Here is a 22,222-nt window from a genome sequence, read left to right on the forward strand (position 1 = left end):
CGTAGAATAGTGAATGACATATGGTGCGGCTGATGGCTGGTCGCTAACCGATCAGCTTGCGCGCGGCATCGGCCACATGCTCGGCGGTGATGCCGTACTTCTTCATAACCTGCTCGCCCGGGGCCGAAGCGCCGAAGCGGTCAACGCCGAGCGCGACTCCGTCGTCCCCCACGTAGCGCTCCCAGCCTTGCGTCACCCCTGCTTCGATCGACACCCGCGCCGTAACCTCTGGCGGGAGCACCGTGCGCCGGTACGTCTCCGACTGCGTCTCAAAGAGCTCCCATGACGGCATGCTCACCGCCCGCGCCGCAATGCCGTCGTCAGCCAGCGCATCGGCGGCCACCAGGGTGTGCTGCGTCTCGCTTCCGGTGCCAATGAGGATAACGTCTGGTGAACCGTTGGTATCTTGAATCACGTAGCCGCCGCGCTGCACGCCCTGAGCAGGCGCCAGCCGGGAACGGTCCAGCACGGGGAGCTTCTGCCGGGTGAGGACGAGGGCCGTGGGGCCATCTGTGTTCGTCACAGCCGCTTTCCATGCCTCCACGGCCTCGTTCGCGTCGGCGGGGCGGATAAGCGTGAGATTGGGAATGGCCCGGAGTGCCATCAGGTGCTCGACCGGCTGGTGTGTGGGTCCGTCTTCCCCGAGCCCAATCGAGTCGTGGGTGAATACGTAGACGACCGGCTGCTCCATCAGCGCGCTAAGACGAAGCGACGGACGCAGGTAGTCGCTAAAGATGAGGAACGTGCCGGCGTACGGCTGGAGGCCGCCGTGCAAAGCCATGCCGTTCGACATACCGGCCATCGCGTGCTCTCGCACTCCAAATCGCAAGTATCGCCCGCCGGGGTTGTCCTTCTGGAAGTCCGTTCGGCCATCCACGTCGGTCTTATTCGAGCCTGTGAGGTCAGCCGATCCACCTACGAGATAACCCACCTCGGGCGCGAGGTCGTTCAAGGTGATGCCACTTGCCTTCCGGGTCGCGTACTGCTCACCTGCCTCGAAGGTGGGCAGTGCCTTCTCCCACCCTTCCGGTGGCGTCCGGCGCATCCACCGCTTGTACTCAGCCGCCTTCTCGGGGTGGTCGTTCTGGAACGCCTCAAGCTTCTCTTCCCAGTCCGTCTGGAGCGCCTGTCCGTCGTCCACCGCCGCCCGCATGTGATCGTAGACCGCCTCGGGCACGTAGAACGTCTCGTCCGCGGGCCAGCCAAGGGCCTCCTTTGCGCGACGCAGTTCGTCCTCGCCCAGCGGCGCCCCATGGGCCCCGGCCGTGTCCTGTTTGTTGGGACTCCCGTAGCCGATGTGCGACCGGACGGCAATAATCGAAGGGCGATCCGTCTCGGCTTTTGCCTCTTCGATGGCCAGGTCTACAGCGTCGAGATCATTGGCATCGTCAACGCGCTGGACGTGCCAGCCGTAGGCCTCGAAGCGCTGACCCACGTCCTCGGTAAAGGAGAGGTCTGTGCCGCCGTCAATCGTAATGCGGTTGTCGTCGTAGAGGTAGACAAGCTTGCCGAGGCCAAGGTGCCCCGCCAGCGAGGCTGTTTCCTGCGCGATGCCCTCCATCACATCCCCGTCGCTCACGAGGGCATAGGTGTGGTGATCGACAATCTCATGCTCTGCCGTGTTGAACTGGTCGGCCAGCAGTTGCTCGGCAAGGGCCATGCCCACGCCGTTGGCAAAGCCCTGCCCGAGAGGACCGGTCGTGGTCTCGACGCCCGCTGTGAGATGCGCCTCTGGGTGACCGGGCGTTTTGCTTCCCCACTGCCGGAAGTTCTTGAGCTCCTGCATCGACAGATCGTAGCCCGTGAGGTGTAGCAGGCTGTAGAGCAACATCGACGCGTGGCCGGCTGACAGCACAAAGCGGTCACGGTTGGGCCACTGCGGAGCCTCGGGACTGTGGCGCAGGTGCCGCATCCACAGTGTATACGCCACCGGAGCCAGCCCCATTGGCGCGCCCGGGTGCCCGCTTCCCGCACGCTCCACCGCATCGGCCGACAAAAACCGAATGGCATTGATGGTCTGGGTCTCAATGTCAACGTTTTCGAGAAGAGGGTGAGCCATAGCGATCGATTCTTGCAGTTTAGATTGGGTCGTGAAGGTCAGCGTGTTGCTGGATCGTCTATTCTTACTGGGTCATGGGGACAACCGGCCAGCCGTTCTCCCACTCTATCGGCGAGATGCGTAGGTGCGGCGTGCCATCCTCCGACACCGAGTACGCATGATAGACAAGGTACGTCTCTCCATCCTCCTGCAACACAGAATTGTGACCGGTACCCTTCCAGTTTGGGGTGCTCTCAATGACAAGCGTTCCGCCCCCCTCCGTCATCGGGGTCCCGTCCCGGTCTACGTACGGACCCGTTATGGACTCGGACCGGCCGACCCGCACGTTGTAGTCGCTGTCGACGCCCTGACAACAGTGGCCAAACGATACGAAGAGGTAGTAGTAGCCATCGCGGTGGATGAGATATGGGGCCTCGATGGCGTTTTCGGCCGCGTTGGGTCGGTTGGCCAGCTGGTACAGGGTCGAGTCCGTGTCGGAGGGCATGCCGGTTTCTGGATCGAGGCGCCGCATGCGAATCCCGGTCTCGTTCCAACTCCCGAAGGCCATCCACACCCGGTCCTGGTCGTCTACGAAAAGGGCAGGATCAATAGCGTTATACGAATCGGACTCGTACGACTCGATTACTTTCCCATGATCCGTCCATTCGTAGTTGGCACGGTCGGGACTTAGTGTAGGGGTTGTTGCAACTCCAATGGCTGAGCGGCCGCTTCCAAAGGTGGAAGCCGAGTAGTAGAGATGATATTGCTCATTGAAGTACGCTACATCTGGGGCCCAGAGGTCGCCTTCCGTGATAGGCTCGGCCCATGCGGGCACCTCGCCGAGCACGTCCCCCTGATAGGTCCACTGCGTTGTCTCCGACGAGCGACGCCATTGAATTCCGCCCCCAGTTGAGTACAGGTAGTACTGGCCGTGGGCCTGGATGATTGCAGGGTCGTGCACATCCTGCAAATCTCCCGTGAGGGTTACCATCTCGGGCACCTCCGTCGGCTCGGGGTCTTCTTCAGGAGCCCTTGTAGCCTCCTGACTATCACATCCCACCCCGAATATCCCGAGGGCTACCATGAGAACTGCCATGCCCCACCTGTACGATGATTGGAGCGAACGCTCCAACGTTGGGTGTTCCTTGATCTTGTACATACTCACAACTGTTGTAATGCGCAGATGTCGAACGCTACTGTCGAACGCTACTGAAGCCAAAAGCTGAAGTATATGTACACTGCTGCAACAAGAACCAAGACGGCCACCGAGGCCCAAACGGCCGCTTCCCCCACCGCCCGATTCTCTGTCCGTTCCTCCGGCGTCACGTTTCCGTAGGTAAACTCCAGTTTCTCCTTCTTCGGTGCTTCCCCCATGAGCGAAACTCCTATGATGATCGCTAAGCTAATGAGAAGCAGCACACCCGTGAAGTAGTAGCCGTTGAAGATGCCGATGCTGTAAAGCATGCCTTCGGTTCCCAACGCCCCGCTTTCTGCCATCGCCTGTAAGGTGAGCTTGATCATGCCGATCACAAATCCGGCTACCAGCCCCCACACTGCTCCTCGGGCATTGACACGGTCGTAGAAGAGTCCTAACACGAACACCGACACAATGGGCGGCGCCAGAAGACCCTGCACCTGCTGGAGGTAGTCGTAGAGCCCTCCGCCGCCCTCCGCCATTTCCTTCATAATCGGAATCCAGAGCAGCCCAAAGCCCACGACTACGCCCGTCGCGATCCGCCCGACACGGACCAGGTGCGTCTCCGACATGCCGGGGCGCAACTTCTCGTAGATGTCTTTGGTGAAGAGCGTCGCACACGAGTTGAAGAGCGAAGAGAGCGAGCTCATGAGTGCCGAGAGCACGCCCCCCACCACAAGGCCGCGCAGCCCCATGGGAAGTAGCTCTCTTACCATTATAGGGAAGACCATATCGCCATTGATCTTCTCTCCATCCGGTCCCATCGGGATCGACAGCATACCTTCCTGCACCATAGCATATCCGATCATGCCGGGTACCATGAAGACAAATATGGGCCACACCTTCAGAAATCCGCCCCACACAGATCCCAGTTGGGCATCGGAGAGCGACCGAGCCGCCAGCGTGCGCTGCACGACATACTGGTCGGTGCACCAGTACCAGACCCCGATGATTGGCGAAGCGATCATGACGCCCAGCCAGGGAAACGATGGGTCATCCAGCCCCCGCCATAGCGCGAACCGCTCGGGATTCTGGGAAAGGGTAGCCTGCAACTCGCCCCATCCCCCAAGCTGGTAGAGGCCGAAGATGGTGATAAAGACTGAACCGATCAGCAGAAGGCCCGTCTGCAATACCTCTGTGTAGACGACGGCCCGCAACCCCCCAAATACCGTGTACAGGCCTGTGAGGATGACCGTTGAGAATGCGCCAACCCAGAACGCATTCTCCGGCGTGCCGAAGGTGGTCGGCAATAACGTTTCGAAGACCAGCGCCCCGGCGTACACTGTTACCGATACCTTCGTAAACACGTACGCCACCAACGACACCGTGGAGAGCACCCAGCGCGTGCGCCCGTCGAACCGTTTCTCCAAAAACTCGGGCATCGTAAAGACATCCGCCCGGTAGTAGAACGGCACAAAAATCCAGGCCAACATCACCAGGACCCATGCCTGCAGCTCCCAGTGCGCCTGGGCCATGCCGTTGAGAGCCCCGCTGCCAGCCAATCCCACGATGTGCTCCGACCCGATGTTGGATGCGAACAGGGAGGCCCCAATGGCAAACCATCCCACATCTCGTCCCGCCAGGAAGTAGTCGGACGAGGTGCTAATCCCCATCGCGGACCACCATACAATACCTATCAACAGGGCGAAGTATACGCCCACAACGGCCCAATCAAGTGGAGTCATAACGTCGAGTCGTTGAAGTCAGGAAAGGATGACTGCTATCTCTACACGCTGCCGGTCGGAGCGTAGGCGGGCAGAGAAGCAAGAATGTGTGTTGTGCTTCGGGCCTCCTTGGATGCGAATCTCAGAGGAAGCAAGCTCGCGCAAAAATGGCGACACCGAATTTCTTTTTATACGTGCACGACCTCAATGTCGAGCATGTCGCTCCACATCTCCCAGCGACGGCTCACGTCGCCGAGATGAAGGCATTGATGATGGGTTCCCCCATTCTTCAGCCACCCGTCCAGGCAATCACGCACGCCTGAGTCAGGACGAAAGTGGAAATACGGCATCTCTACATTCGGCAACTCGTCGGTGTCGAGGATCTCGCCATTTGCCACCACGAGTCGGTACTCGTCGCTTCCCACCGGCGCGAGCGACACGAGCGTCGCGGGCCCTGGCTCGGCCATAAAGAGCACTGTGGGCGGGTTGTCGAGTCCGCCGATCCCCAGCGGCCGGTCAATCAGCTTCACCGGCCGGTCCTTCCGCGCAATTTTCCAGTTGCCCTCCCCCATGTGGCTCTGGAGGATAGAGTCACGGTCGAAGTCCATCGCATACATTTCGGTGAAATGGGCATCGGACGCCAGTCGGTGTCCCGCCGTCACGAGGCTTGTACAGCAGGCGTCGCCCTCGGCGGCGTAGCCGTAGCCCTTCGCCATCAGGTTCGAGGCTGCAAGCATGTGAAGTTGCTCAAACCGCCCGTCGTCTCCCACCGCGTCAAAGTAAATGCTGAAGCCATCATACCCCTCTTCTTCCAGCAGGCTCTGAATGGCGACCTCGAAGCGCGAGGCATACTCGTGCGCGTCGTCAGACAGGTCGTCGTCGATCTCGAAGCGCTTCGCGTCGGCGGCCATGGCAGCGGCCACGGCCTCGTCGGACACCGCGCGCATCCGTTCGTCGATCAACCCCATGCTGAGCCGATCCACTTGCGGACCGAGGTGCTTCATGAACGCATGCTCGCTGGTTGTAATGTCTCCCATTCCTGGCATCTGCCCAAACTGGGCAACCCGCATGTCTCGCATTGAGCGCTCGGCGCGCGCAGCATGCGCCCAGTCCGTCACAAACTCTACGAACCGATCCGAGCGCCAGTCTTCCGAGATAATCGGCGCGTCGATGCCCAACCGGACCAAGGTGTTGGCAAGATCTTGCGCTCCATGCACGCCCTGATTGTACGTCAGGTCGTCCATGTCCCACTTCTTTGTGATGTTGCGCTCTGGCTGTACGTTGGCGAGCATAACAGGCAGTTCGTTCTCCGAGAGCGCCCGTACGGTGCGCATGGCCGGGCCGTAGGTGAGCATCACCAGGACAACGCCATCGAGCCCCTCGTCATTGAATCGCTTCATCTGCCGTTCGATGTCCTGCCGGTTGCGAGCCGGGCCCTCGAACGTCACATCCACCGGGCCGTCGAGCCGATCTACGATGTTCTGGGCGTACTCTCCCTGTGTCTCGGTGATGCCGGGAATCATGTCGTCGTAGAGCTCCTGCATAATGCCCAGCAGGCCTACGCGGGGGGGATTCTGCGAGGAAGGGCTGGATTCGAGTCCGTTCATGAGGTAAAAGTTTACTAATTAAAGTTAATCGTTTCATCTCCCATAACCAACCTCTTGAAAGGGATGAGCACGGGAGAGGTTCAGGGAGTCGCTACGGCCCCGTGTTGAGGGAGTCGGGCGTCGAAAACCCGTACACGGTTCGTGAGCGGTAGGTCTCGTTGGGACGGAGCAGCGTGGAAGGAAAGTCCGCTTGGTTCGGCGAGTCAGGGAAGTGCTGCGTCTCCAGAGCAAACCCGGCGTGCTGCCGGTAGGGCGCCCCGCTCTTGCTGGTAAAGGAGCCGTCCAGAAAATTGCCTGAGTAGAACTGCAGACCCGGCTCGGTCGTGCGCACGGTCATGAGCCGCCCACTCTCCGGGTCGTACACCTCCGCTGCCATCCGCAGGCTGTCGCTGTCCTCGCGCGCCAGCACAAAATTGTGGTCGTACCCCCCTGCGATACCAATCTGACGGTTCTCTGCGCCAATGCGCTCTCCAATCGGCGTAAACGAGGTGAAGTCAAACGGCGTGTCTTGCACCGGGCGGTACTCCCCAATCGGAATGAGCGTCGAGTCGACCGGCGTATACGCCTCCGCGTGGATCTTGAGGCGGTGGTCCAGGATCGATTCGCTATCGCCGCCTCCGAGGTTGAAGTAGCTGTGCTGGGTCAGATTGACCGGGGTGGTTTCAGTGGTCGTTGCCTCGTAGTCGATCACCAACTCGTTTCCGGGCGCGAGGGTGTAGGTGACGGTCACGTCCAGGCGGCCCGGGTAGCCGCCATGTCCGTCGGGACTCGTATGGGTGAGGGTGAGCCCGACTGAGTCGGCCCGATGAAATGGCTCGGCATTCCACACCACCTGGTCGAAGCCTTCACGGCCTCCGTGGAGGTGATTGGGCCCGTTGTTCGTGGCCAGGGTATACGTGTCGCCGTTCACCGAGAAGCGCCCCTCGTCAATGCGATTGCCATAGCGCCCAATGACGGCACCGAAGTACGGGTTAGCGCTTCGGTAGGCATCCCGCGTATACGCCGCGAGGGAATCGAAGCCGAGAGCCACATCCTCCAGAGCGCCCTCCCCGTCTGGCACCTCCAGAGACAGGATGATGCCACCGTATGTCATGGCTTCCATCTGCATTCCGTCTGCACCTTGGAGCGCGAACACCGCCACCGAATCCCCTGAGGGGGTTACCCCAAAGTGGGACTGTTCCACGCTTGGAGAGGTGTCGGGGGCCTCTGCACAGCCGCCTAAAAGGGGTATTGCCAACATCAAAACTGCCAGGAATCGAATCCGCATCGGTGTATTGAGAGATTAAGGAAAGAGAGTGCTACCGCAATTCCAGCGACACGACAGACTTCGCCGGCAACTCTATTGTGAGCGTATTACCGTCAAGCTGCGCGCCGTCGAACGAGGAGGGGGTGAGCCGCTCCGGCTGCTCGAACGTGTTGTGCGCGTTCATCTGCTCGGCAGTGAGCACGCGTCCGGTGACCGAGGACACGTCTTGCCCTCGCAGCTCGGTCGTCACCGTGCGCGACTGATTCGGGTCGGTGTTGGCCAAAGTGACGTGGATGCGCCCCTCCTCGTCTTGCGAGGCCGAGGCACTAACCGCTGGGGTTTCTTCCCCATTGTGCTCATAAACGCCCTGGTCAAAGGCCATTGGGAGGAGCGTGGCGTCCTGGTGGGCCTTGTACATGTCGAAAATGTGGTAGGTGGGCGTCTTCACCAGCTGGCCGTCGTCGTAGAGGACGAGCGCCTGCAGCACGTTCACTGTCTGGGCAAGGTTGGCCATGCGTACGCGGTCAGCATGCTGGTTGAAAATGTTGAGGTGAAGCGCTGCCACCAGGGCGTCCCGCAGCGTGTTCTGCTGCTTCAGAAAGCCCGGGTTGGTGCCTGGCATGGGGTCGTGCCACATGCCCCACTCGCCAACGATGAGAGACGTCTCCTTCTCTGGATCGTACTGATCCATGATCGTGGAGTGACGCGTGAGCAGCTCATCCATGTAGTGCGATCCCTGCATAGCCTCAAACCAGCCGTCTTCCGCAAAGTCGGTAGCCGAGCCCTTGTTTTCCCACGTGCCTACGATTGTGTAGTGGTGCAGGTCGATGCCGTCAATCATGTAGCCGGCCTCTTCCATGAGCGTGCGCATCCACTCGTAGTCGTCCCCGTTTGGTCCGGCGGCGATGCGGTACGGATCCGTCCCGACCTGCGGCCGCAGATACTCTGCGAAGCGCCTGTAGAGGTCGGCGTAGTACTGGGGGCGCATCTGGCCGCCACACCCCCAGCTCTCGTTCCCCACTCCAAAGTATTCGACACCCCACGGCTCTTCGCGTCCGTTTTCGGCGCGGAGATCAGCCATCGGGCCCGGCCCTTCGTGGTTCAGATACTTCCACCAGTCGTTCATTTCCTCAACCGTGCCGCTGCCCACGTTGCCCACGATGATGGGCTCGGCGTCGAGGCGATCGACGAGGCCCATGAATTCGTGCGTGCCGAAGCTATTGTCCTCCGTCACAGCGCCCCAGATGGTGTTCACCTGGTCGGGGCGCTCATCGCGCGGGCCAATGCCATCCTTCCAGTGGTAATAGTCGGCGAAGCAGCCGCCGGGCCAGCGCACATTTGGAATGTTGAGCTGGTTGAGAGCATCGATCACCTGCTGGTTATACTGCCAATTGTTCTGATCGTCTTGGATCCAGAAGCCGCCGTATATGTCCTCGCCCAGGTGCTCAGCGAAATGGCCATAGATGTGTCGGCTAATGGTAGTCTCGCCCTGGTCGGCGTTGATGGCGCCACGCAGGGGTTCGGTCTCTTGAGCCTGGGTTGGAGACACCATCAGCAGCCCAGCCAAGAGCAGAAACAGAAGCACGGATAAGCGTCGAGCCATAGCGGAATAAATTGGTTTAAGGATTACAAAAGCGGGTCAGCTCAGCGTACGAAGCAGCGTTCGCTCTGTCAGTTAGCGGTTGCAGGTATGGGGGAGGCGGTAGAGGGACTGGCGTTTTCGATCCGAGGCCACCCCTCCTCATACACAATGCGGTCCATCAACATCACGCGCCGGTCCCAGCGCATGCCTGTGCCGGTGGGGCGGGTGGGCTGGGCACGGTTGATGGCGTGGTACACCATCCAATCCGTGCCGTCGGCATCGCGAATCACGGAGTTATGCCCGGGAGCCTTCCAGGTGTCGTTGGCGGTGAGAATGGTGCTCCGAGCTGTGCCTTGCGCCTCGCCCCGCGTTATAAAGGGTCCAGTGGGATTATCAGCCCGTGCCACCATCACGGCGTAGTGCGCATTTTCACCGCAGCAGTTGTCGCCGGAGTAAAAAAGATAATAGGTGCTGTCTCGGTAGATCGTCCACGCACCCTCGATTAGGCCACCGTAGGGCGCATCCGGGTTGGGATGTACGACGGCAGTGGGCTCGGTGTCGTCCTCAAACTCAGTGCGGCTGTCGGACAGCGGCTGCGCACGGATCGGTTCGCCGTGGGAGCCCCAGTAAAGGTAGCTCGTACCGCTTTCGGGATCGTCAAGCGCCATTGGGTCGATAGCTTTAAAGCCGTCGCCGCAGCGGAGGGGCTCGCCGTCGTGCTGAAAAGGTCCCAGGGGATTCTCGGACGTGGCCGTTGCCAGGCACTTGGTATCTTTCTGATCGTGATGGGCCGAGAAGTACATGATGTAGCGGTGCTGCTCTGGCGCGTAGACGACATGGGGTGCCCAGTAGCTTCGTCCCTCCTCTGCCCAGTCGACCCCCGTGGGCATCGCGTCGCCCTCCCACGTCCAATCCACAAGAGTCTCGGAGGTGGCCACCTGGATGTTGTAGAAGGTGCCGTCGATCAGCGTCTCGGTAGCGTAGGCGTAGTACGTGCCATCGGGTCCCTGGAGCACCGCCGGATCGGGAAAGTCCCGCCCCAGCACCGGGTTTTCGTACGCGGGTCCGTCAACCTCGCGTTCGTCGTTCTCTTCTGCGGATGACATGGTCGGCGCCTGTTTGTCGCAGGCTGTCATGCTCCCCAGAGCCAGGACGACGACCAGTAGCGCGGCGGGCCGGGAAAGGCCCGGCGACACGCCACGTGGACAGCTGAAACCGGTGGTAATGAACGTATACATGGTGTCAGTCGGCCCCTGCCGGAGCGTTCATCGCGGGGTGTTATTCAGTGAAAGACACTACGGGCCATCCATCGCGCCACTCGATTTCTTCGATCATCAGCTTGGCGGTTCCATCGTCCTGCGCATCATAAGCGTGGAAAACAAGGTAATCGGTGCCGTCGAACGTGTAGGCGGAGTTGTGGCCATGCGCAGCCCACCGGTTGTGGTCTTCGAGGCCATGCACCACCAGCGAGCCACCACCGTGTCGCAGGGCCTCGCCCTCCTTATCCACGTAGGGCCCTGTGATGCTTTGAGACCGACCCACAACGACTTTGTAGGTGCTTTCCACACCGCGACAGCACCGGTCCCACGAGACGAAGAGGTAGTAGTAGTCGCCATGCTGGAAGACGAACGGCGCCTCTATGGCTCCACTCTCCGAGTCGCGGTTCAGCTCCACGATCTGCTCAGTATAGAGCGAGTCGTAGTTGAGCTCTGGATTAGCCGAATCGCCCGCGTCTCGCGGGTGGACCTTCCAGTAGCGATGCCGCTCGGCCACATGGCGCCACTCCTGCGGCGTTGCCAACTCGGTAAGCGTGCTGTCGAGCCTAACCATCTTGATGCCGAGCCAGTGTGACCCGAACGCAAGCCAGGGCGACCCGTCATCGTCGAACGCAAGATTGGCATCGATTGCATTCCACCGGTCGCGCTCCGGCACAGACTGAATGACGATGCCGTGATCAGTCCACTCGTGGTTCGGATCGTCCGAGTCAAGGGTAGGCGTCGTCACCACACCGATGGCCGACGAGTTGCGTCCAAACTGGGACACCGAGTAGTAAACGTAGTAGCGGCCCTGGTGCTGGCGCACATCCGGTGCCCAGATGACGTTGTCGAAATTGGGAACGACCTGGCTGGTCCACTCGGGGGCCTCGTCAAAAATCGAGGGCTCTTGCGTCCACTCTCCATCCAGTTCGGATGCAGACCATACCGCGATTCCCTCCCCCGTTCCAAATAGATAGTAGCGGTCCCCGTCCTGTGCCATCACCGGGTCGTGGATCGGCGTCTCTGTGGGCTGTGCGGCAACAGAAGCAACGAGCGGTCCAGCCATAGTCAGCACTGCCACTGTAATGAGCAGTGCTGGCCAACGTATGAGGAATCGTGGCGCAATCATAAAGGCAGAGTCGTCAAGCAGAAAAAGCAGTAGTAGGGCGTGTCGGAGTGGTCTACTCAAGCGAGACCTTGGGCCAGCCGTGGAACCATTCGATCTCGCGGATCCAGAGCTTTGAGTTGCCGTCGTCCTGTCGGTCGTAGCCGTGAAAGGCAAGGTAGTCGGTGCCGTCGAACGTGTAAGCGGCGCTGTGCCCGACCCCGGCCCACCGCTCATTGCCATCCACCACGAGTGACCCGCCACCCAGCCGCATCTCCTGGTCTTCCTTGTCCAAGTATGGCCCCGTAATGTCCTGTGAGCGCCCCACTACGACTTTGTAGGTGCTCTCCTCGCCCCGGCAGCAGAGCCCCCACGAGGCGAAAAGGTAGTAGTAGTCGCCGTGTTTGAAGAGAAAGGGCGCCTCGATAGCCCCATTCATCCGATCACCTGCATCCCTCGGATCGAGCTTCCGGTAGCGATGCTGCCCAGCCAAGTTGTGCCATTCAGCATCCTCAGCCAACTCAGTAGGCGGTGTGGCCATCTCCACCAGCTTGACCCCGCTCCAGAACGAGCCAAACGTGAGCCAGGGCTGCCCGTCCTCGGCCACGATCAAGTTCGCATCAATCGCATTCCAAGCGTCGCGCCCCGGCACCGACTCCACCACAATGCCATGGTCGGTCCATCCGTAGTCATTCGCGTCTGGGTTCAGTGTCGGCGAAGTCGCCACACCAATGGCGGAGGCATTGCTGCCAAACGACGAGACAGCATAATAGAGATAGTACGTGCCGTCGTGCTCGGCAATGTCGGGCGCCCAGATGCTGTTGTCGAACTCCGGCACCACCTCGGTCGCCCACGACGGTGGCTCGTCGAACACCGCCCCCTGGCGCGTCCAAGTTTCGCGGTCGGGCGACGACCACATCGTGATGCCCTCGCCCGTGGTAAAGAGGTAGTAGGTGCCGTCTTGCTCCGCCATCACCGGGTCGTGGGCCGGGATGCCGGGTGTAGCGTCCTGGGCTGCACTCGGCGACGCGATGGCCAACGTCCCAATTGCTACGAGGAGCGCCACCAGTCGTCGGGCAGGCAGGCAGAAACGTGGAATCCAGGTATTCACGGGCACGGGTAGATTCGGTGGAAAATGGTTGCGGAATGAGGGACCTACTGCGCGATCCGACCTTTCAGCATTGTGACGGAGTGGGGCGGGAAAGTGTACGTGAACGACTCACCGCCTCCCTGTACGTCGTCAAGTTGCTCGGTCTGCACCGGCTGCTCCTCAAAGGTATTGCGTGCATTGACATCCGGCCCGTTGATCTCGTAGACCTCAAACGGGCCCTCAAAGCCCCCGGTCTGCGAAATGAGATCGGTTGTAATCGCCTCATCTCTATGTCGATTCACAACGTTGATGATGACCTCACCGTCGTCCTGATGGGTGGCCGAGACATCGAGGTAGGGCACGTCGGATTGCTGCGTCTGCTGCTCCCCGAGTCCGATGAAGAACTCGTCGGTGTCGTACGTCTCGCTGTTGACGTGCACGTCGAGCGAGGTGCCGTAGGCGTGCTCGGCGTAGAGCTGGATCGGGTAGTAGATCGTCTGCTTGAACATGTCGTCTGGCGTCGTAAACATCGTCCCGATCACATTCACGAGCTGAGCCAGATTAGCCATCTTCACGATGTCGGCCTGCCGGATGAAGCCGTTCAGAAAGCCGGCAATGACGAGGGCGTCGGACAGGTTGTAGCGTTCCTCCAGGGCTGTCTCTCCTTCCATATCGGAGCCAGACCGGGCCCGGTACCAGACGTTGTACTCGTCCCAGGCAATCTTAATCTCGTCCTCGCGATCTGCGTCTTGCATGGCGATGTCGATGAGCCCCTCCACCAGTTCGGTCCGCTCTTCCATCACGTGGGGCGTTGACTGGAAGTTGTAGTAATTGTCGTTCGGATCGCCCACGTAAATGTGCAGGGCAATATAATCGACGACGTCTTTCAGTTCATCCAGCACGATGCGATTCCAGTGCATCGGATCGGCGTCGGGGCGGAAGTTGGACGCCCCCGCAGCGACGAGACTGAGGTCTGGATCGGTGCGCGTCATCATCTTGGCGGCCTCGCGGGCCTTTTTGCTGTAGTCCTCGGCGTTGAGGTGGCCGATCTGCCAGTAGCCGTCCATCTCGTTGCCCAGACTCCAATACTTAATGTCGTAGGGCTCCTCGTGGCCGTGCTCCTTGCGGAGCTCCGAGTAATAAGTGCCGCCCTCATAGTTGGTATACTCGACCCACTGCTGCGCCTCCTCAATGGTGCCAGTGCCCAGATTGACGGCAAAGTAGGGCTCGGTGTCCACCGCCTCGGCGAACTCCATAAATTCGTTCGTGCCGAACTCATTGGACTCGATCCGGCTCCAGGCCAGCTCCAGCCGGTTGGGCCGCTCTTCGCCCACACCGTCTTCCCAGTCGTAGTTGGACACGAAGTTGCCGCCCGGGTAGCGCATCAGCGACACGTTCAGATCCCGCGTTGCCTGAATCACGTCTTCGCGGAAGCCCTGTTCGTTGGAAAGTGGGGAGTCTGGGTCGTAGATGCCGCCGTAGACATTGCGGCCCAGGTGCTCCACGAAGTTGCCATAGATCAGCGAGTCGACTTCGCCGATGGTACGATCGATGTCGATTTTGATCTCGGCGTTCTGGGCTGCCGTCGGGGCCGGCACGAGAAGCAGGCCCACGGTCAGCAAGAGTCCGGCGATAAGAGTGGGGCGGGAAGGCATAAGCGGGATGTTGTGATGAAGGAGATTGACGTCGCGCTCTCAGGGCCAGGAGGATGCGAAGGACTTTCCCTCTCTAATAGCCCGGATTCTGCTCAGCTGCCGGGTTCGTGTCGAGTTCGCCCTGCGGAATAGGCAGGTACTCTCGACCATCTATGTATCCCTCAAAGCCCGGATCATTTTCGATCAGCTGCTGCATTTTATCCGGGTCGTCGAGCCAACCCCATCGCCGGATGTCGTCGAAGCGCTTGCCCTCACCGGCCAGTTCCAGCTTACGCTCCTGGGCAATGCGATCCCGCATCTCTTCCTGGGACAGCGCCGCGAATTCCGACTCGCGGTCCGGTAGGTTTGCGCGATCGCGCACCTGTTGGATGTACTGGGCCGCCGTGACCTGATCCCCAATCTCATTCCGCGTTTCGGCGTACATGAGGAGCACGTCCGCGTAGCGCATCGCTCGGATGTTCAGGCCGCTTCCGGTATCCGGCTCGCCGCTGCCTGTGTCGGATTGGTACTTCCGCCAGAAAATGGGATTCTGCCCGGCGTTGATCTGGTCGGCATACACCTCCTGAAAGTTATCGCCGTAGATCGTTTCGCCAGGTTGGTTGTAGAACATCGTCGCGCCAAGCCGGGGATCATCCTCTCCATTCACCGTCTCCTCGTTCTGGAAGTCGTCATAGAGCGACTGCGTCGGCTCCACGTCGGCGAATCCATAACCCACTGGTGAGAAGGTGATCGACCGCCACTGCACCTCGCCCCAGTTGGGGGCTGGCACCCCGCCGAACCCGACGTCATTGCCACCGACCTCCGTTGTAAACTGAATTTCCCAGATTGACTCCGCGTTGTTCTCGTGCTGGAGGTCGCCGTTCCAGCGCGGATTGTCGACCAGATTGTACAGCCCGGAGTTGATGATCTTCTCGAATTCGGCGTCGGCCTGCTCCCAGTTTTCGTTGAAGAGATGCGCCTTTCCAAGATAGGCCGTCGCGCTTCCCCACGTTGCTCGTCCCACATCTGCGTCGTACGTCTCGGGAAGGTTATCCTGCGCAAACTCAAGATCGCGGATGATCTGCGCCCATACGCTGTCCGGGGCAGCCTGCGGACGCGCCACATTGCTGGGATCGGTGACTTCCTCCGTGATGAGCGGAACGTTGCGGAAGAGCTTCACCAGTTTAAAGTAGTAGTGAGAGCGCAGGAAGCGGGCCTCCCCCAGAATCCGGCTCTTCAACTCCTCGTCCATGTCAATGTCTGGGACGTTCGTAATCACCTGGTTCGAATAGTACACGCCCTGATAGGTCTGATCCCAGATGAGCGTAGCCATCAGATCGGTGGCCGGAGTGGCAAATTCATCTGCATTGCTGTACGGAGGAAACGGGCTGTCTGCCACAGCCTCATCGCTTCGGATGTCCTGCGCGGCGTGTACCATGCGGTTGTACATTCCGTCGTAGGTGAGCGGCTCGTAAGCCGCGTTTACCCCCTGGAGCGCCTGATCTCCGGTGCTCCAGAAAGACTCTGACGTCTGCTGATTCGGGTTCTGAATGTCCAGAAGCCCGTCGTCGCACGATGAAAGGACCAAGAGGAGGGCGAAGAAAAACCCGACGATGCGAAGCATTCTCATTGTATTGTGCTGGCTCAAATCAAAGAGAGCGTACAGTTGGGAGCGTACCCGTGAGGATCCACCTAAAACGTTACCTGAACCCCGGTCTCGAAGCGCCGCGGGTGTGGCCACGCTGCGTCGGCGTATCCCCGGCTGAAGAGCCCGTCGTTCGCGATGTTGTTGTTGTCTACATCGCCAGAACTGGTACCCAGGGCGGGGTCAAGGCCGCTGTAACCGGTAAGCGTAAGGAGGTTCTGGCCGGAAATGTAGACCCGTGCTTGCTCCATCCCAACGCGACCGATGAGCTCCCGCGGAAGCGTGTACCCGAACGAGACGTTTTTCAGACGCATGTACGACCCATCTTCGACCCAGCGGTCTGAAGCCCGGATGTTTTCGTTCGGATCGTTGTATACCGGCCGCGGGAATCGGACGTCGTTGTGCTGGTTTTCAGGCGTCCAGTGGTTCTCATAGATCCGCACCGACGAGTTATTGAAGTCCCGCACATTCTCGACATACTGCCGGGTCTGGTTGTAAATCTTGTTCCCGTAGTTGCCCTGCACGAAGATGGACGCGTCGAAATTGCTGTACTGCAGGTTGGCACGAAAGCCGTACGTGAAGTCAGGAGTCGGACTGCCAAGGTACGTCCGGTCGTCGGCGTCGATGTCGCCGTCGTCATCCAGGTCCTTGAATCGAATGTCGCCCGGGGCCGTGCCTGGCTCCTGCGTTGCGTGCTCTTCAACTTCTTCCTCATTCTGGAAGATGCCATCGGTCACGTATCCGTAGATTTCTCCCACCTCGCTCCCAACGGCTGTCCGACTCGCGGCCCCGAAAATGGGCTCTCCGTTTCCAAGTGAAACGACCTCATTGTTCTGGGTGCTAATGTTCGTGCTGAGTTGGTACTGAAGGCCTCCGACGGTATCGTCATAGCTCAGTGAGACGTCAAAGCCCGAATTGCGGATACTTGCAGCATTCACTTCTGGAGCTTCAGCGGCTCCCAGAGAACCCGGGATCGGGATGCCGACAAGAATATCCTCCGACTTGTTGCGGTAGTACTCTACCGAAGCGTCGAACCGGTCGTCGAAGAGCGTCGCGTCAACGCCAACCGTCCGAGAGACTTGCGTCTCCCACTGCAGACCCGGATTCGACAGGGCCACCTGAATCGCCCCGTCCGCGAGTTGGTTGTTAAAATTGTAGTTCGCATTGGTATTGATGAAGGAGGCCGTGGCGAAGTCTCCGATGGCCTGCCGACCGAGCTCTCCCCAACTGCCCCGCAGCTTCAGGTCGTTGACCCATCCGACGTTAAAGAACGTCTCTTCGCTGACTCGCCATCCCAGTGATACGGAAGGGAAGTTTCCGTAGCGATTCTGCGATCCGAACCGCGACGAGCCATCCCGCCGGAGCGTGGCTGTCAGCAGGTAGCGAGCATCATAATTATACTGCACACGCCCGAAGAAGGAGCGCAGCGCACTGCTGGTCTCAAACCCTTCGGACTGGTCGGACTCGGCTGCGTCGATCACCTTGAAGAACGGACGACTGTACCCGACCCCGCGAGAGATATTCTGATCGAATCGAGCCCGCTCTTCCGAGTACCCCGCTACAATGTTGAGGTCGTGATATCCAAACGTTGGATCGTAGGTCAGCGTATTTTCGAGCGTCGTGTTGATCAGTTCATTCCGCACCTGATTGAGTTGACCGTCCGTTTCCTGATAGAAGAACCCAAGATCGTAGGTTGGCGTGAAGAACTTCTCGTTGAAGCCTCGAGTGTCGTAACTCGCATTAAGCCGATACTCCAGGTTTTCCAGAATTTGAAGCTCTCCCCAGGCATTCGCCAGCACACGATTCACGTCTTGCTGTCGCTCAAGCAAATTGTTCGCGCCCACCACGTTGAGGGCAATGGCTTCTTCCTGGCCCGTATCGGACCCACCGTAGCCGCCGAGGCGGTTGTCGTCGTACACCGGGATCGTAGGTGGGGCCTTGATGACCTCGGCGAAGAGCGAGTTCTCCCATCGGGAGGTCTGTGGCCGGTTGGTCGACCGAGTGAGAGCAAGGTTCTCGCCCACTGTCAGCCGGCCAATTTCGTGCTCCGAATTGATGCGGGCCGTATATTGCTCGTAGTACGGCGCCGGTCCTTCCATGTGACCTTCCCGGCTTGAGTAGCCTCCTGAGAGACTGTACGTGCTGGTCTCGTTCCCGCCCGAGACTCTTAGGTTGTGCTCGGTGCTGTATCCCCGATCGAGTGCGGCCTCCTGCCAGTTCGTGTTGATGTCGTTCACGAATTCGGGAGAGTTCGGATTGTTAGCCGGAGCCGGAGCCAGTCCTGCATTTTCGCGAATTGTGTTGTTGAACTCCTGATACTGCTCTCGCCCCAGCACTTCGATGCGCTGATGCACTCGCTCAGTCCCTACTGACGTGTTGTATGATACCTGGACGTCTCCTGCCTCTCCACCGGCCGTCTCAATAATCACAACTCCGTTGGCGGCACGAGATCCGTAAATGGCCGATGCTGCTGCGTCTTTCATGACCTGGACCGACTCAACATCATTGAGATTGAGATCGATGATGTTATCAATGGGAACTCCGTCCACCACATACAGCGGATCTGTCCCTCCAAAAGTCCCAATCCCCCGGATATTAATAGCCGGGCTCTCCCCAGGAGCACCACTCGTTTGCACGGATACACCTGCCACTTGGCCTTCCAGGGCCCCCGCGATACTCGACTGTGAGGATGCCTTCAGTGCGTCGGTGTCGACAGAGGCTACAGAGCCCGTGATGTCGGATCGCTGCTGCGTTCCGTATCCGACCACAACAATTTCTTCCCCCTCAAGCGTCGCTGGTGCCAGCGTGACATCAATGTTCGTCTGTCCCTGTATGGGGACCTCCTTCGACTCAAATCCGACGAACGAGAAGACGAGGGTATCTCTCGGGCTCGGCGCCGTGATGGAATACCGCCCCTCCTCGTCGGAAACGCTTCCAATCACCGTTCCCTTAACGGTGATATTGGCGCCCGGAAGCGTCTCTTGCGCCGTGTCTGTCACCATGCCCTCCACCGTAATCTCGGACTGGGCAGATGCTGTCGGTTGGAAAAGAAAAAGGGCCGCGAAGACCGCCGCGAAGACCAGATTGTACCGTACCGTATTCATGCCAAGAGGGCCTTCTGTTAAATTAAATTACGCTGGTAAAACGTTTCGGAAGCGTTTACACGTTAACCTCCTGGAATGAGAATGTCAAATACGATCTTCTTGGTTTTCTCAGAACAGTGATTTCTGCCTGAGCAAAATTGCATTTTTTCCTGCCACATTCCCTTCTTGATAAACTCTGGATGGCAGACATCACCTATGTGCCAACACGGGCTAAGTAATGCAGTGTGCGAGTTTTTCGATGGTCCTTTCGGGTTGGGCATCCCCTTCGGGTTGGGCATCCCCTTTGTCGCTGCGCGACATGGACTCCGCTTCGCGAAGGGGGAAAGGCCCGAACAGCGTGAGGGAATGGGGGATGTCAGGACCGCGCATTCTGCCACAAGGCGGCGATCAACGGTAGCAGTTCAATGCGAAGTGGTAGAAGGAATGGGCCTGTAGCCGGAGACTGGGAGGGCCCCCGGCGCGGACGTCTCCGGCGGAGGCGAACGGGGGACCGTTCGCCTCAGGAAAGGTTTTTTATCAGGGGAGCCATCACTTAGCGTCTACCCACTACCCGATCAACGGTAGTGGATAGAAGGTTAGTGATCGCTGAAGGCCTCATCCGCTGTTCATCATGGCCCTCGACCACCGTCGGGGGGACGGATCTCAACGCCCCCTGTTCACGCTTGGAATCGCGCCTCGCACTGGAGCACCGCATCGCGCGTCCCCGAAGCAGGGGCTCCGTCCGCGTGACCTGCGATGCTTCACTGCGTTCCCCATGACGATAGCGGCTATACGGGCGCATCCCGTATGCATCGTATCACGTAATGTCTGACTACTACCCTATTTGGGGGTGACGTTGCCACAGCGCACCCAAAAAAGTACGCCCCGCTGGCACTAAGCCAACGGGGCGTAACTGTTCGGTACCAGATGTAGTCTGTTAGGCTGTAGCGGTCGTGCCTTTCAGCACGTGAATGAGCCCTTCGCCCACACCCGTGGCCGAGGCGGGATTCTGACCGGTAACCAGGCGTCCGTCGATGACGACCTGCGGCTCAAAGTCGTCGGCAGTCTGCACCTTGGCCCCGCGTTCTTCGAGCGTGCTTTGCAGCAAGAAGGGCACCACATCATCAAGCTCCATGGCGCGCTCCTCGCTGTCGGTGAAGCACGCTACGCGCTTGCCGTCTACGAGGTACGAGCCGTCAGAGAGCGTCACGTTCACGAGTCCCGAGGGGCCGTGGCAGACGGCTCCCACCGCGCCGTCGTTTTCGTAGATGGCTGTGGTAAGCTCGGCCAGGTCCTTGTTTTCGGGAAAGTCCCACACCGTGCCGTGACCGCCCGCAAAGTAGATGGCGTCGTAGTCCTCGGCGTTGGCATTGGACGCCGCTTTGGTCTGCTGCAGCGCCTGTTGCACGGTTTCGTCATCTAAGAATGCCGCGTTGGCCGGGTCCTCCAGATCGTGGCTCGACGGATCCATCGGCACATCGCCGCCCTGCGGACTGATGAAGTCGATTTCGAATCCGGCATCGCGCAGTACGTGGTACGGGTGCGCGACCTCGGACAGGAAGTACCCGGTCTTGTTACCGGTGTCGCCCAGTTTGCTATGACTGGTGAGGATGAAGGCAATACGGTTGGTCGCCATAACAGAATCTGGCTTGGTTACGAGGGATGCAATTCAGTTTTGTTTAATGCCCGGCCCATGCGTCCGTTGGAGCGCGTTCGACCTTGTTGCATTCGTGTATGTGGAATGAAGAGCGACGGTTGCTTCCCTTACGCCCATTTGCGCCAACAGGCTACGCGAGCGCCGTGCGGAGCTGCGTGCAAGCCTGCTTCAGAATGGGAAGCTCTTTGGCAAAACAGAAGCGCAGCTTCGTGCGCCCGTCCTCAGGATGCTGGTAGAACGAGCGCCCGGTTACGCTGGCCACGTGCGCGTCTTGCACGAGCGTCTGGCAGGCCGCTTTGTCATTCTCGAAGCCGTCGTGGGTGGCTTGCAGCGGGGCAAAATCGGCCAGCACGTAGTACGCGCCCTCGGGCCACGGCACATCGAACCCGATGGCCTCCAGCGTCTCGCACAGCATCTGGCGGCGGGCGGCATAGTCGGATTGCATCTGCGCAATGTACTCATCGCCCAGGTCCTCCAGTGCTGCCAGCAGACCGTGCTGCAGGGGACGCGGCGCGCAGATGTAGAACAAGTCGTTGAGCAGCCCCATCTTTTCGATCAGGTGCGGCGGAGCCACGGCATAGCCCATGCGCCAGCCCGTTACGTTGTACGACTTCGAGAAGCCGGATAGCGTGATCGTCCGCTCGTACGCGCCCGGAAGCGAGGCCAGCGACACATGCTCGTGGTCGTCGTAGAGCATATACTCGTAGATCTCGTCGGTAATCGCCACGAGGTCGTGCTGCTGCATAAGATCAAGCAGCGTCTCCAGCTCATGCCGTGCCCACACCTTACCGCTTGGATTTACCGGCGTAGTGACGATAACGGCTTTCGTGTTCTCGTTGATCGCGCGCTCCAACGCTTCTGTGTCGAGCGTATCGCCGGGCCCGCTCAGCGGCACGTAGCGGATTGTAGCGCCCGTAAGCTCCAGAATGTTGCGGTGATAGCCGTAGAACGGCTCAAAGAGAATGACCTCGTCGCCGGCTTCGAGAAGCGCCATGGCGGCAGTCACGAACGCGCCCGTTGAGCCTACGCTTACCATCACCTCGTCGATGTCGGTCGCGGGCAGGTCGTTGTAGGATTGCGCCTTCTGCAGAATGGCCTGCCGGAGCGGGGCAATGCCCGCGTAGTGCGAGTAGATGGACTGGTCGTCGGTAACGGCCTGCCGCGTGCGCTCGCGGATGGGCTCGGGCGTGGGCAGGTCGCAGATCCCCTGCCCCAGGTTGATGCCATCCACCGCGTTCACCTGCTGCGTAACCGCGCGGATGTCGCTTTGCTTGAGGGCATTGGTGCGTTCGGCAAGAGAAATCGATTGCATAGGCAGATAAAAGCGGTTCCAGGGGGATACGATACGTTATCGGGTGTCAACAGGCCACACCGATCTCCGGCAGTATCGTCTCTCGCAGACCCATGCGGCATGGGAGAC

14 protein-coding genes are annotated in these 22,222 nt (G+C 59.8%); all 14 read right to left on the minus strand.

Going from position 1 to position 22,222, the window contains the following annotated elements; translation table 11 throughout:
* Positions 1–43: 43 nt before the first annotated feature.
* The 14 genes from tkt to CRI93_RS02950 all read right to left on the minus strand — a co-directional run bounded on the left by tkt (position 44) and on the right by CRI93_RS02950 (position 22,114).
* A complete protein-coding gene (tkt, locus tag CRI93_RS02885; RefSeq protein WP_098061115.1) occupies positions 44–2,059 on the minus strand; it encodes a transketolase in 2,016 nt (671 codons plus the stop codon).
* Positions 2,060–2,123: 64 nt separating this feature from the next.
* Positions 2,124–3,134 carry an arabinan endo-1,5-alpha-L-arabinosidase gene (locus CRI93_RS02890; protein ID WP_176521646.1) on the minus strand — a complete coding sequence of 337 codons (1,011 nt, stop codon included), beginning with the start codon at positions 3,132–3,134 and terminating at the stop codon, positions 2,124–2,126.
* Positions 3,135–3,244: 110 nt separating this feature from the next.
* The gene (locus CRI93_RS02895) at positions 3,245–4,918 is read right to left on the minus strand and encodes a sodium:solute symporter (protein WP_098061117.1); all 1,674 of its coding nucleotides are present in this window, start codon (positions 4,916–4,918) and stop codon (positions 3,245–3,247) included.
* Between the two features lie 167 nt (positions 4,919–5,085).
* Entirely contained in the window at positions 5,086–6,504 is a 1,419-nt protein-coding gene (locus CRI93_RS02900) for an L-fucose/L-arabinose isomerase family protein (protein ID WP_098061118.1), read from the minus strand.
* Between the two features lie 91 nt (positions 6,505–6,595).
* Positions 6,596–7,687: an aldose epimerase family protein gene (locus CRI93_RS02905; protein ID WP_217992491.1), complete on the minus strand. Its 1,092-nt coding sequence runs from the start codon at positions 7,685–7,687 to the stop codon at positions 6,596–6,598.
* A 115-nt stretch (positions 7,688–7,802) separates the two neighbouring features.
* The gene (locus tag CRI93_RS02910) at positions 7,803–9,353 is read right to left on the minus strand and encodes an alpha-N-arabinofuranosidase (protein WP_098061120.1); all 1,551 of its coding nucleotides are present in this window, start codon (positions 9,351–9,353) and stop codon (positions 7,803–7,805) included.
* A 68-nt stretch (positions 9,354–9,421) separates the two neighbouring features.
* The gene (locus CRI93_RS02915; RefSeq protein ID WP_098061121.1) at positions 9,422–10,570 is read right to left on the minus strand and encodes a glycoside hydrolase family 43 protein; all 1,149 of its coding nucleotides are present in this window, start codon (positions 10,568–10,570) and stop codon (positions 9,422–9,424) included.
* 40 nt (positions 10,571–10,610) lie between these two features.
* Positions 10,611–11,654, minus strand: a complete 1,044-nt coding sequence (locus tag CRI93_RS02920) for an arabinan endo-1,5-alpha-L-arabinosidase (protein WP_098061122.1) — start codon at positions 11,652–11,654, stop codon at positions 10,611–10,613.
* Between the two features lie 115 nt (positions 11,655–11,769).
* Positions 11,770–12,804: an arabinan endo-1,5-alpha-L-arabinosidase gene (locus CRI93_RS02925; protein ID WP_217992492.1), complete on the minus strand. Its 1,035-nt coding sequence runs from the start codon at positions 12,802–12,804 to the stop codon at positions 11,770–11,772.
* Positions 12,805–12,848: 44 nt separating this feature from the next.
* Complete coding sequence (locus CRI93_RS02930; protein WP_098061123.1) at positions 12,849–14,438, minus strand: alpha-N-arabinofuranosidase; 1,590 nt, start codon at positions 14,436–14,438, stop codon at positions 12,849–12,851.
* Positions 14,439–14,511: 73 nt separating this feature from the next.
* Entirely contained in the window at positions 14,512–16,005 is a 1,494-nt protein-coding gene (locus tag CRI93_RS02935; RefSeq protein ID WP_176521648.1) for a RagB/SusD family nutrient uptake outer membrane protein, read from the minus strand.
* Between the two features lie 104 nt (positions 16,006–16,109).
* Complete coding sequence (locus CRI93_RS02940; RefSeq protein WP_098061125.1) at positions 16,110–19,166, minus strand: SusC/RagA family TonB-linked outer membrane protein; 3,057 nt, start codon at positions 19,164–19,166, stop codon at positions 16,110–16,112.
* 916 nt (positions 19,167–20,082) lie between these two features.
* Positions 20,083–20,781, minus strand: a complete 699-nt coding sequence (locus CRI93_RS02945; RefSeq protein ID WP_098061126.1) for a type 1 glutamine amidotransferase domain-containing protein — start codon at positions 20,779–20,781, stop codon at positions 20,083–20,085.
* A gap of 151 nt (positions 20,782–20,932) precedes the next feature.
* Complete coding sequence (locus CRI93_RS02950; RefSeq protein ID WP_098061127.1) at positions 20,933–22,114, minus strand: pyridoxal phosphate-dependent aminotransferase; 1,182 nt, start codon at positions 22,112–22,114, stop codon at positions 20,933–20,935.
* Between the last annotated feature and the right edge of the window lie 108 nt (positions 22,115–22,222).

The sequence above is a fragment of the Longimonas halophila genome (genome assembly GCF_002554705.1).
Lineage (GTDB): Bacteria > Bacteroidota > Rhodothermia > Rhodothermales > Salinibacteraceae > Longimonas > Longimonas halophila.